The organism is Marinilabiliales bacterium (genome assembly GCA_007695015.1).
In the GTDB taxonomy this organism is placed as follows: domain Bacteria; phylum Bacteroidota; class Bacteroidia; order Bacteroidales; family PUMT01; genus PXAP01.
Genome location: REEN01000050.1, coordinates 1 through 12,594 on the forward strand (window position 1 = coordinate 1; position 12,594 = coordinate 12,594).

Below are 12,594 nucleotides of genomic sequence, written 5' to 3' on the forward strand. Positions count from 1 at the left end.
CAGCAGGTTCAATTATTAACGTGCATATGGCACAAAACGATCAAAACATGGATTTGTCACTGGCGGATATTTCTGTTATGGCGCAGGCGGATGGGGAAAGCGGTGGTGGTGGGCTTTTATGGAAAGCTGAGTATACTCAAACTCCGTGTACTTATCAATTGACAACAACTGTTACAGTTTATTGTCCGATTACTGGAAGCTACATTACATCAACTGAAACAGTGACATATGAAGGCAAGGTAAAAAACTGTATTGATGGTTGGTGGTTTTGCATGTCTGATTGTGTTGGTTAACAAGTAAGTCAGAAAGATTTTAACAGGATTTCATCTATTGAAAATCAATAGATGAAATCCTTAAAATAGTATCCCTTTAAATGAAATGGTGGTATACTTTTACAACTGAAATAAACATTTTCCCTGATTCATTGCCAGCATGCATATTTGCAGGCTATTATAATCAATTCAAATCGTAGGCACGAATGATATATTTAATAATAGAATAATGAAAAAAATAGGAATTATTGGTTTTGGGATGATTCTTTTAGGAATTATTTTCGGTGGATGTAAATCCCGCACAAATTATATGGATGAAAAATTCCAGACAGAAAAGAACTTAATATCTTCAACTCTTAAAGACATACCGATGTTGGAAAACGAGGATATTATTACAATACAAATACCGGAACTCTTCGAGCACTCGGAAGGGTTTGTGCTGGATCATTTGCTAGACAGCATCTGGTATGTGCCACTGGAAACCAACAACTTAAGTTTAATTGAATATGTTGAGGAGGTTATACTTTTCCAGGATTTTCTGTTTATATTGGATAAGTTCGGAAAAAGAGTATTAAAATTTGACTCCAATGGCAAGTTCATTAAACAAATTGGAAGCAACGGAAGAGGTCCTGGCGAATATACAACTCCCCATTCTTTTCAGATTATTAATGAAATGGTCCTTGTTCATGATGACCGAACAAGTAAAATCATGTACTATGATCTCAATGGCAACTTTATAAAGGATGAAAGATTAGGCCTGAGAATAAACCGCTGTACTTCCTACGGAAAAGATAAATTTATCTGTGATATTGCTGCCCGTGACAATTTTCATCGAAAGGAAATAAGTGATTATAAATTGATTTTCACAGAATCCGACTGGGTAATTACCGGCAAAGCAGATTACTATGATGCTGAATCAAAAAAATTTGCTAATTCCAGGGCAACCGTAACCAAATTTAAAGATAAGCTAATCTATAATCCATCCTTTGATTATTTTATTTATTCTGTCAACATCGATGGAATGCAAAAGAAATATTATATTGATGTTGGTAAACGTAAAATGCCAGAAGACGCCATCAAAAATTTATCAATAAATGAATTTGTTAAGAAATACTCATCCAGGGAAAGTGACTATATGCATATTGATAGCCCCGTTTTCGAAACTGATAAAATTCTTTACACGGAATTAAGATATAAAGCTCAGAATTATCCCCTTTTTTATTCAAAGGAATCCGGTACACTCATTTGCAGTAAATATTACAGTAATTCAATGAACTATGCACTTGGCCTTCCAACTCGCATAACACATATTTATGGTGACACCTTTGCAGGATATATTGAAGCACATCAAATCGTCAGGTCTATGGACAGCTGGAGAGAAAATCCGGATTTATTAGCAGAAATTCCTGATAATATCAGAAAGTTTTCCGATGAAATAAATGAAGATGATAATCCGGTTCTTGTTTTTTTTACACTTAAAAATTTTTAAATAGCTCTTTAGAATTTAAATTTTAGTTATAATTTAGTTTGCCTTTAAATCCTCACCTCACGAACTTGCACGGCGCAATCATGCTTTATTGACCTTCGGTCGATCTCACATGCAATTGACTTTTCATTTATAGATGTAATCCAGATGTGACATTCATGCTATTTTGTGTTACGAAGTACCATGAGGGTTTCATTGGTATTGTAATATGATGAGTATTATCCTGGTCAGGTACTTAATGATATATCTTCTGCATTTATCCCTGTATTCTAAACTGTGCCGGATCTTCAGTTTTTGCTCATGCGCTTCCTTTCGTTCTCATCGAGAAATATCTTCCTGAGCCGGATGGACTTTGGGGTTACCTCAACATATTCATCTTCGCGGATGTACTCCATCGCCTCCTCAAGAGAGAATTTAGTGGCAGGTGTGATCGATGCTTTATCATCTGATCCGGAAGCCCTTATATTGGTAAGCTTTTTGGTTTTTGTCACATTAATCACCAGGTCATCCTGCCTGGTATTTTCGCCAATTACCTGTCCGGTATAGATCGGCTCACCGGGATCGACAAAGAACCTGCCCCTGTCCTGCAGCTTATCAATTGAGTATGCTATGGCCGTGCCGGTTTCCATTGAAATAAGCGCCCCGTTACGGCGGCCGCTGATCTCTCCTTTCCATGGCTCATAGGCTTTAAACCGGTGGGCCATGACAGCCTCACCTTCGGTCAGTGTAAGCACAGCATTGGTCAACCCTATCAGTCCCCGCGCAGGTATATCAAACTCCAGCACAACACGGTCATTCTTAGGTATTATATTTACAATATCTCCCCTTCGCCGGGTTACTATCTCGATCACCTTCCCCTGATGCTCTTCCGGAACCAGCACGGTCAGCGCCTCCACAGGTTCGTGTGTAATTCCATCGATCTCCCTGAGAATTACTTTGGGTTGCCCAAGCTGAAATTCATAACCCTCCCTGCGCATTGTCTCAATCAGGATGGAGAGATGCAGTATGCCCCTTCCGTATACTGTCAGTTTCTCCGGTGAACCGGTCTCCTCAACCTTCATTGCAAGGTTCTTTTCCGTCTCCAGGTACAGTCTCTCCCGCAGGTGCCTTGATGTTACATATATCCCCTCCTTGCCGTAGAAAGGTGAATTGTTGATCGTGAAGATCATGCTCATGGTAGGCTTGTCGATATTGATTACCGGCAATCCTTCAGGTTCGTCGAAATCTGATATTGTATCTCCAATGTCAATATTTTCCACACCAAGAACTGCACAAATCTCACCTGACCCGACTTCATGTTTTACCTTCTCCTTGGATAATCCTTCAAAAAGATAAAGCTCCTTTACAACAGATTTAGTGATTGACCCGTCAGCTTTTACAACAGAGACCTGCATTCCCGCCCTGATTTTACCCTGGCTGATCCTTCCCACCCCTATTCGTCCAAGGTATGATGAATAATCGATGGAACTGACCTGCATCTGGAGTTTCCCGGGCCGGTATTCAGGTGGTTTGACATAATCGAGAATTGTGTCAAGCAGGAAAATTATATCGTTGCCCGGCACCCGCCAGTCGCCCGACATCCACCCCTCTTTTGATGAACCGAAAACAGCGGGAAACTCAAGCTGCTCCTCTGTAGCATCAAGACTGAACATCAGCTCATAAACAGCCTCAAGAACATCATCGGGGTGGCAATTTGGCTTGTCAACCTTGTTGATCACCACGATCGGTTTAAGGTTCAGCTCCAGCGCCTTTTGCAATACAAAGCGGGTCTGGGGCATCGGGCCCTCAAAGGCATCGACCAGCAGCAGTACGGCATCAGCCATATTTAGCACTCTCTCAACCTCTCCGCCGAAATCTGAGTGGCCGGGTGTATCGATAATGTTGATCTTGCTGCCTTTATACCTGACCGATACATTTTTTGAAAGAATTGTTATCCCTCTTTCCCTTTCCAGATCGTTCGAGTCAAGTATCAGGTCTCCCATATCCTGGTTCTCCCTGAAAAGCTTTACCTGGTGAAGAATTCTGTCGACCAGTGTAGTTTTGCCGTGATCAACATGGGCAATAATTGCTATATTTCTTATATCCTGCATTTTATATCCGTAACCTTAATTTTAAAAAATGATCGCAAAGGTACTTTTTATTTTGGCACTAAACAGGTTTTAACTCTTCCTGTTTTGAAATAATATGGCTTTTAATCATCTTTATGCTGTAATGGCATAATCTAATGTAACCCCTGAAGTATCAAATGGTATTTGTTATTTCAAACTTAGAGGGTAGAGGTATTATACCAATTTACGAACAAACAACTCTGAATGCAATGCCAAAGATATTCATCCTCTCTTTAATCATTTTATTTACAGGAAGCGCTATCTGCAATGAACATACAACAAATAAAACCGGCACTGCTCCCCCGGTTGTAATAGAATTATGTGATAATGACTGGGGAGAAAACAACACCCTCTTTAAAACAGAAATTACAATTACGAATAGTAGTGATCTGGCAGTCTCATTTGATGTTAAATTTTCTATACAGGAGGACAGCTTTCTGTTTAATGAAAAACCGCCCCTGCCCGTTTCAGGGCCTGATGATGAAGGCACATTGGGTATACCTCTTGTAGGATATGAACTAGCTGAAGGGATAATATCGGTGACCGTCGATCCTGGTAGTACTGTGATCCTTTCGCCTGTTGAGAGCCTTAAATTATCGACAGGTGCTTATTTTGCCGCTTTCAGGGTTTCATCACCGGAGATCACACAGTTGCTCTACAAAAACCACTTCATCATGCCTGCGAAGCTGGAAAATGTTACCTCAGACTCCCGCTTTGGTGTAAACGCAAGCACACCGGATCTGGCGGAGTACCATAATAAAATGGGCCTTGGCTGGGTACGTTTTGAAAACCTGAAGTGGGCATTTATATCGCCTGAAAAGGATAAGTTCTTCTTTGACGGCAGTGTCCCGCCGTGGTACGTTGATCAGGACAGGATCATAAAAGAGTATACGGAGGAGTATAATCTGAATTATCTCCCGTATGTGTTTCAGACTCCCGACTGGGCCACGACAGCTCCTCCAGGCCATAATAACTCGCTGGGTTTCCCGCCGGAAGATTTTAAAGATTACGGAACAGCTATTTTCCAGATTGTTGCCAGGTACGGGTCAAAACAGCACCCGGCAGATAAACTGCTGACAAATGATAAGGTTAGCGGTATGGACCTGCTCCGTGTGATTGAACTGTGGAATGAGCCAAACCTGAATGCCGAGGCCTGGGGGCCCTGGGTAGGCACCATAGAGGATTTTTTCGAGATATTCAGGATAGGAGCCGAGGCTGCCAAAAAGGCCGATCCGGGCATTCTTGTGACCAGCTGCGGCTGGGCAGGCATACATCTTGAAGACAATATCGGGCAAATGGAGACATACCGTTATAGCGACGGTAAGACACCTGTGGATTTTGCCGATATACTGAACGTACATTTTTACAGCGGGAAAGCTGATCCTGAGATTTCAACAGTCGATTACAATGTTGAGCGCGGGGCAGACCCTGACCCGGGTGACAAAACCTATGAAGACCATCTAAGGGAGCTTGTTTCCTGGTGGGACAGGGTCAAACCGGGTAATCATCCGATATGGCTGACTGAAACAGGCTATGATGTTGACGGCCCGATTGGCCTGGATGAGCGATACCAGGCAGCCAAACTGCCCAGGGTAGCTATGATCGCATTTGCAGCAGGAATAGACAAAGTATTCATATACAGGGAAAGAGGGTCCCATGGCACCCAGCATGCAGGTGCAGGGTTCCTTCGTAATGACAATTCGATCCGCCCTTCCTGGTTCTCCTATTCGACCCTGGTCAGGCAGCTTAATGGTGTTGAGACGGTTAAGGTACCCCGGTTAATATTCAAGGATAATGAAAAGATTTGGGGATATCTTTGGGAAAGAGACGGCGAAAAGTTATTAGCCGTTTGGAGTCTTGAAGATGATACAGTGCTGCCACTGAACCTGGGTGAATGCACCGTAACGGATTCTTTCGGAAAGAAAAGAGTACTTAAAGTTAATAATAACCTCAATATCGGGATATTCCCCCTTTACATAAGCAACATAACTAACATTGACGCCCTGGTAAACCAGTTTTGATCTATCAGCCGGGGCAGCAAATGCCCCGGCTTTATAACTCCCAGCCGCATATGTTCCTGTTTCGGCAACGCAGACTGTTCGCATGGCAACGACTGCATGAGCAGCCTGATGCAGATCTACAGCTTGTTTACACAGTTCAGGTCGTCGAAGGCAACCTTCAGCCTTTCGACCATGGCCTTCTCTCCTTCACGCAGCCAGACACGCGGATCGTACTTCTTCTTGTTCGGCTTGTCTTCTCCCTCGGGGTTGCCGATCTGGCCCTGCAGGTAATCGCGGTTTTTGGCCTCGTACCCGCGAATGCCATCCCAGAATGCCCACTGGGTATCGGTGTCGATGTTCATCTTGATAACACCGTAGCCTATCGCCTCCCTGATCTCTTCCTGGCTCGAGCCGGACCCTCCGTGGAACACGAAGTCGACCGGATTGGGGCCTGTTCCGTGCTTCTCCTGGATATGCTTCTGCGAGTTCAGCAGGATCTTGGGAGTAAGCTTCACGTTACCCGGCTTGTAAACACCGTGTACATTTCCGAACGATGCGGCAACGGTGAAATTGCGACTTACCTTGATGAGCTCGGCATAAGCATACTCAACCTCCTCGGGTTGTGTGTAAAGCAGGGAACTGTCGATACCGGTATTGTCAACACCGTCTTCTTCGCCGCCCGTCACACCAAGCTCTATCTCGAGGGTCATGCCCATTTTGGTCATGCGCTCGAGGTACTGCTTGCATGTTTCGATGTTCTCTTCAAGAGGTTCCTCCGAAAGGTCAAGCATGTGTGAACTGTAAAGTGGTTTTCCGTACCTCTGGAAGTGCCTCTCTCCATAATCGAGCAGTCCGTCGATCCACGGCAGAAGTTTTCTTGCTGCATGGTCGGTATGAAGGATTACGGGAACACCGTAAAGCTCTGACATATGGTGTATGTGCTTTGCACCCGATATGGCTCCGGCTATGGCAGCCTGCTCTTCCTCATTCGAAATCCCCTTGCCTGCAAAAAATGAGGCTCCTCCGTTGGAGAACTGGATAATGACAGGAGAGTTGACCTCCTTTGCCGCCTCAAGAACGGCATTCACCGAGTTGGTACTTACAACGTTTACAGCGGGCAAAGCATAATTCCCTGCCTTCGCAATGCTGAAAACCGTTTTTACATCATCGCCGGTTACGACACCGGGTTTCACCCTGTTTAAGATTTTTTCAGACATAACATTAATATTGAAGTTATTATAAAAAACGTCTCCACTAAACCGGCGTAAATTTATAACATTTTACGCAAATGGCCGTACCGGGTAGAGGTTTATTGCCCTGATTAATCATAATCTGCTGATTGCCTGCCAGTATATTTGCACCGCCCGGCATTACCCGGGCCAGGCCTCCTGTTATCAGACATTATAGGTTGACGATGCTGTTGTGCCTCCCCTGCCGGTCCAGTTGGTATGGAAAAACTCACCCCCCGGCTTGTCAATCCTCTCATAGGTATGCGCACCGAAGTAGTCGCGCTGCGCCTGCAGAAGGTTGGCAGGCAGCCTTTCGCACCTGTATCCGTCGTAATAGCAAAGGGCAGAGCTGAGTGCGGGCACAGGTATTCCATTGCTGACTGCCGTGGCAACCACCTTTCGCCAGCTGTCCTGTGCACGATGGACAGTCTCTTTGAAGAACGGGTCTAGCAGCAGGTTCTTCAGATGAGGATCATTATCGAATGCCTCCTTGATCTTGCCAAGGAATACCGAACGGATAATACAGCCTCCCCTCCACATCATGGCGATTCCCCCGTAGTTGAGATCCCAGCCATATTCCTGTGCAGCTTCGCGCATCAGCACGTAGCCCTGAGCGTACGAAACCATCTTCGAGGCGTAGAGCGCCTGCCTCAGGTCCTCCACAAACTCCACACGGTCGCCCGTAAAAACGGGCTCCGGCCCCTTGAGGATCTTTGAAGCCCCGATCCTCTCGTTCTTCTGGGCCGAGAGGCACCTCGAGAAGACCGACTCGCCTATAAGTGTAAGCGGCACTCCCAGCTCAAGCGCCGTGATGCCGGTCCACTTCCCGGTCCCCTTCTGTCCCGCCGTATCGAGTATCTTGTCTACCATTGGCTCGCCATCCTCATCCTTATATGCCAGGATATCACGGGTGATCTCTATCAGGTAGCTGTCCAGCTCCCCTTCATTCCAGGCCTTGAACACTTCGTGCATCTCGCCGGCGCTCATGCCCAGCACCTCCTTCATGATATGGTAGGCCTCGCAGATAAGCTGCATGTCGCCGTACTCGATGCCGTTGTGCACCATCTTCACAAAGTGACCCGCGCCATCCTCGCCCACCCAGTCACAGCAGGGCGTTCCATCTGCCACCCTGGCAGCGATGGACTGGAAGATATCCTTCACAAGCGGCCATGCCGCCCTGGAGCCGCCCGGCATTATTGAGGGGCCCTTAAGCGCTCCCTCCTCACCGCCCGACACACCGGTGCCGATGTAGAGAAACCCCTTGTTCTCAAGGTAGGCGGTACGCCGGTTGGTATCGGGAAAATGGGAGTTGCCCCCGTCAATAAGCACATCGCCCTTATCAAGGTAGGGTATTATCTGCCCGATAAAATCGTCGACCGGCTTGCCTGCCTTTACCATCAGCATGATCTTGCGCGGTTTCTCAAGCGAGTCAACCAGCTCCTGGAGACTGCGTGTGCCGATAATGTTCTTGTCCTTCCCCCGGCCTTCGACAAAGCGGTCGACCTTGTCGGTTGTCCTGTTGTAGACCGCCACAGTAAAACCTTTGCTTTCCATGTTCAAAACGAGGTTCTCGCCCATGACGGCGAGTCCCACCAGTCCGATATCTGCTTTTTCCTTCATATTGTAATGTTTAGGTTAATATTTCCGTTTGTCTGACATCTGTTCTGTTATTGTAACTGCCGGAGGCTGATGAGGATACCCTCCCCGGGATCGCCCCCGGGAAAACGGGGAGAGGGTCACAACCTGAACCCCAGTTCCCGCAGCGTTTTCCCGATGCCGCCATCACCGCCGGACACCTGCACGGTGTAGGCCCCGAACTCCCTGCGTGGCGGGTAATCGTCCCTGAACCGCTCAAAATCGTCAGGCGCCTCCTTCAGCCTGTTGCTGTCCGCCACTATATCATAAGTATGCAAAAAAAGCCTGCCGGTCAGCTTATCAATGTCTGATATTACCGCGCCACCCCCGTTCGCCCCGGCACCAATTAAAACTCCGGCTCCCATGGCATCCCCGGTGCCAAGGGCAATGCGAACCACCGGATCGGCGGGTTCCGGCACCTCCGGGTACCAGTCCACGATACCCAGCCCGAAAAATTCACTCACCGCCCTCACGCTCTGAGCGGTGCCATTGGCCTTGCCGTCGAGCGAATATCCCGCTATATGCGGTGTTGCAATATCCGTCAGTGAAAGAAGATCGCGGTCAATCCAGGGTTCATTTTCCCATACATCGATAACCGTTCCCGCCAGCCTGCCGCTTTCCATTGCGCCGGTGAGCGCCAGCGTATTCATTACCTCCCCCCTCGAAGTGTTTATAAACCAGCCTCCCCGCTTCATCTTCTCAAAAAAGGGTCCGTCAGCCATATGGAATGTTTTGTCGATCCCTTCACGGTTAAGCGGCACATGCATCGTAACAATATCGGAGGCCCTGATAAGCCTGTCGAGCGGTTCAAAACCGGCACCCCCTTCTTCCCTTGCCCTTGGCGGATCATTAAGCAATACATTCATTCCCAGCGTACGGGCAAGCCTTTCAACCTTCCTGCCAACATGGCCCACCCCGACTACACCGATGGTAAAGTCGCCGAACCCCCTGCCACTCTTTTCCGAAATATATGCCAGCGCCGAAGCGAGGTATTGCATTACCGACCCAGAGTTGCAGCCCGGCGCGTTGCTCCACGATATGCCCCTGGCTCTGCAGTAGTCCCCGTCAATATGGTCGTGCCCGATGGTGGCCGTGGCAATATACTTTACGGGAGTGCCTTCCAGGAGCCGTTCGTTGCACCTGGTGCGGGTCCGCACAATCAGCGCATCAGCATCGGCCAGGTGTTGTCGTGATATTTCCCTTCCGGGGAAATAAACGACCCTGGCATATTTTTCAAGCACCCCCTTAAGGAAGGGTATCTTGTTGTCGGCCACTATTTTTATCATAACCAGATCATTGACTTGCACATGTTATCTTTACAACGTCTCCCCGGGGAAGACCCGTTCATCAATTGCTACTCATCCTTAAACCTGCCGGCCGATGCCCATAGTCCGAGTGCCGGGTTGGAAATATAGTACAGCTCTTCGCCGTCAGGCAGGGTATTGTACCCCTCTTTAAGCCGCCCGGGATCATACTTTCTCATCATCTCTTCAAGGTTGCCGTACCGGTAATTTACCGATTCGATCTCCTGCCGGCCCAGGTGTCCCGGACAGTATGTTATTGTGAACCTGTTCTCATGCGACCCGTGAATAAGGTGTGCAGCGGCGCTCAGGTTGCCCCTCAGCTCCTTTTTATCATCAACCAGCTTTAGTATCTCAGGGGTTGTAAGGTAGCCGTAACGCCTTATGAGCCGGTCTATCTCCCCGTCTTCGCCGAACTGCCTGAGCCCCGGCGCCAGCACTGTCAGCTCGCCGCCGTCGGCAATGGCCATGCGGGTGCGGTATATGCTCTTGTTGCCCAGCCAGGTGCTTTTGAACTCGTCAGGGTCAAGGTATACCACCACCTTCTGCAAAGGTTTGCCGACCATGGTGAAGTTTACCTTTAGCGAGAGCTCCGCCGCGCGGTAGAAGCACTCGTGGTCATCGCCTATGAAGAGCCCCCTCGTTACAAGTCCCCCCTTTTTTCCCGGTCCTACCACCGTCAGCACATAGACAATGGGAAGATGGCCTGCAAAATTTTCAGAAGCGTAGTTAAGCACCTTTCTCACGGGCGTATCGGCCCGGCCCATCATTCTCTCCATGCCATAGGCGGCTCCAAGGAAATGGCTCTTGTTGATGCCTTCTGCCCCGCCGGTGCCCACAAGCACGTTCTTGTTGTAGTTGGCCATACCCGTAACCTCGTGCGGCACCACCTGTCCGATCGACAATACCAGGTCATGCCCCCCGTGAGCCACCAGGCGGTTGACCTGTGCCGGCCAGGGATAGTCAACCCTTCCCTCCGACACTTCGCTCACGAAGCTGCCCGGCACCTCGCCCAGCGTAACCACATCGGTGCGCCACCGGTGAACCCTGAAGAGCGAATGCGGCACGCCTGGGTACATCTTATCCAGCTCCTCGCCGGTCATCGGGAAATGGGTTCCCAGCGCGGGAAGGATATCGGTCAGCGTCCTGCCGTAATAGTCGCCGACCATGGCCGTCAGCTCGCCGGCCCTTGAGTGGAAACGGGTATAGTCGGGCGGCAGTGCAAGCACCTTCCTCCTGCTGCCAAGCCGGCCAAGAGCCTCATTCAGCCCCTCCCTCAGGTCGGATGAGGTCAGCACATCATCTTCTGAACCGCTTGCAAAATAGAGCATAATATTGTCATTTTCAATGTTGTATCACTTCCTGCATGATGCCCGCAGGCCCGGATCCCGCATGCCGGGTTACCGAATACTGAATCCCGGATACCGGATTTCGGACTTTAACAGCCGGCCTGGGCCTGCCCTGCTTTCGCTCCCGGGGCGGCAACGGACAGCATCATGCATAGTATCGTCACCATGCCGGTTTTTCAGGCAGGTAGGAGTCGAACTCCTCTATCAGCGCCTTCTCATAATCGCCCTGGTAGGTGCCGTTAAAGAACCTTTCGAGCGCCTCGTTGAAGAACCTGTCCCATGACTCCTCCTCATGTCCGGGATTCACCGGGAAGAACAGAACCCCGTTGGAGGCGGCCGCCTTGTAATCGCCGGGTGCATCGCCTATCATCAGGATCTTGTTTTCGGGATACTTGCCCTTTGCAGCAAGCGCCAGGTGCTCGGTCTTGGTACCGTACTCCTGTCCCGCTATCATATGCACATACTTGTCAATGCCGTTCTCCTCCCACTCCCTTGTCAGCGCCTCGACAGGCGTTTGCGAAACAACTATCGAATCGGCTTTTGCAGTGAGCTTTTCGAGCGACTCCTCAACCAGCGGGAAAGGGGCTATACCGAATACCATTCCGGCTATATCGTGGTTGACCTTTTTTGACCACTCCAGGGCCAGGTCTATGCGGGGATCGTTAACCCGGGCCGCGTAGCTCTCGAGCGCCGGGTTGCCCAGCTTGGTCTCCTTTGCCACCCACTCAGCCAGTGCGCTCATGTCGGGCATTGCAGCCTTTCGTGCCTTCACCTCCTTCCTCTCACCCAGCAGGCTGACCGCCTCGAGCAGCGCCTTGAACCTGTTAACGCCCCTTGTCTTGGAGTACAGGTTCACAAATTCCCAGGTTTCCCGCGCATACTTCGAGACCCGCTGCAGGTTGTAGAATTTGATGAAATTGGGACAGAAACACTCCTTCTGCTTGATCTCCATAGTGTCGAACACGCATCCGTCTGAGTCTATACCGATAAAGAACTCCTTTTTGGGAGTAAGATTTCTTAACTGATCCTGTAAATCTGTTGATTGTGACATAATTCTGATTATTTGTTTAACCCTTATTTTAGTTATTATCGTATCTGCAACCCGCTTCAGGGATCATCTGCCTTGCACCGTGCAATCGCCTATGTTGCGTCCACTGGCTCCCCGAAGCCGTTCTTTTCCGCGAAAGCGAAAACATTAATACCTGCCTGGCCAT

General features: G+C 48.8%; 9 protein-coding genes. 3 read left to right on the plus strand and 6 right to left on the minus strand.

Features of this window, described 5'->3' with window-relative positions; genetic code table 11:
- A partial coding sequence (locus EA408_05615; GenBank protein ID TVR73039.1) for a hypothetical protein occupies positions 1–293 on the plus strand: 293 nt, incomplete at its 5' end.
- Between the two features lie 208 nt (positions 294–501).
- Positions 502–1,761 (plus strand): 6-bladed beta-propeller, encoded by a 1,260-nt coding sequence (locus EA408_05620; GenBank protein ID TVR73040.1) that lies wholly within the window; start codon positions 502–504, stop codon positions 1,759–1,761.
- A 284-nt stretch (positions 1,762–2,045) separates the two neighbouring features.
- Here the strand turns inward: EA408_05620 and typA are convergent, their stop codons facing one another.
- Positions 2,046–3,848, minus strand: coding sequence for a translational GTPase TypA (gene typA / locus EA408_05625; protein TVR73041.1), 1,803 nt, complete (start codon positions 3,846–3,848; stop codon positions 2,046–2,048).
- Positions 3,849–4,003: 155 nt separating this feature from the next.
- Between typA and EA408_05630 the strand changes: the two genes are divergently transcribed.
- On the plus strand, positions 4,004–5,887 hold the full coding sequence (locus EA408_05630; GenBank protein TVR73042.1) for a hypothetical protein: 1,884 nt from the start codon (positions 4,004–4,006) through the stop codon (positions 5,885–5,887).
- A gap of 116 nt (positions 5,888–6,003) precedes the next feature.
- Here the strand turns inward: EA408_05630 and EA408_05635 are convergent, their stop codons facing one another.
- The 5 genes from EA408_05635 to EA408_05655 form a co-directional block, all read right to left on the minus strand.
- Positions 6,004–7,083 (minus strand): class II fructose-bisphosphate aldolase, encoded by a 1,080-nt coding sequence (locus EA408_05635; GenBank protein ID TVR73043.1) that lies wholly within the window; start codon positions 7,081–7,083, stop codon positions 6,004–6,006.
- A gap of 177 nt (positions 7,084–7,260) precedes the next feature.
- Positions 7,261–8,715 (minus strand): decarboxylating NADP(+)-dependent phosphogluconate dehydrogenase, encoded by a 1,455-nt coding sequence (gnd, locus tag EA408_05640; protein ID TVR73044.1) that lies wholly within the window; start codon positions 8,713–8,715, stop codon positions 7,261–7,263.
- Between the two features lie 116 nt (positions 8,716–8,831).
- Positions 8,832–10,013, minus strand: a complete 1,182-nt coding sequence (locus EA408_05645; protein TVR73058.1) for a 4-phosphoerythronate dehydrogenase — start codon at positions 10,011–10,013, stop codon at positions 8,832–8,834.
- A 71-nt stretch (positions 10,014–10,084) separates the two neighbouring features.
- Complete coding sequence (locus tag EA408_05650; protein ID TVR73045.1) at positions 10,085–11,362, minus strand: DUF2088 domain-containing protein; 1,278 nt, start codon at positions 11,360–11,362, stop codon at positions 10,085–10,087.
- A 178-nt stretch (positions 11,363–11,540) separates the two neighbouring features.
- On the minus strand, positions 11,541–12,431 hold the full coding sequence (locus EA408_05655) for an HAD family hydrolase (protein TVR73046.1): 891 nt from the start codon (positions 12,429–12,431) through the stop codon (positions 11,541–11,543).
- Between the last annotated feature and the right edge of the window lie 163 nt (positions 12,432–12,594).

What these genes read in the sequence shown, in the direction of transcription:
- EA408_05620 (TVR73040.1), top strand. Translation starts at nt 502, where the DNA reads ATGAAAAAAATAGGAATTATTGGTTTTGGGATGATTCTTTTAGGAATT.
- typA (TVR73041.1), bottom strand. Translation starts at nt 3,848, where the DNA reads ATGCAGGATATAAGAAATATAGCAATTATTGCCCATGTTGATCACGGC.
- EA408_05630 (TVR73042.1), top strand. Translation starts at nt 4,004, where the DNA reads ATGGTATTTGTTATTTCAAACTTAGAGGGTAGAGGTATTATACCAATT.
- EA408_05635 (TVR73043.1), bottom strand. Translation starts at nt 7,083, where the DNA reads ATGTCTGAAAAAATCTTAAACAGGGTGAAACCCGGTGTCGTAACCGGC.
- gnd (TVR73044.1), bottom strand. Translation starts at nt 8,715, where the DNA reads ATGAAGGAAAAAGCAGATATCGGACTGGTGGGACTCGCCGTCATGGGC.
- EA408_05650 (TVR73045.1), bottom strand. Translation starts at nt 11,362, where the DNA reads ATGCTCTATTTTGCAAGCGGTTCAGAAGATGATGTGCTGACCTCATCC.
- EA408_05655 (TVR73046.1), bottom strand. Translation starts at nt 12,431, where the DNA reads ATGTCACAATCAACAGATTTACAGGATCAGTTAAGAAATCTTACTCCC.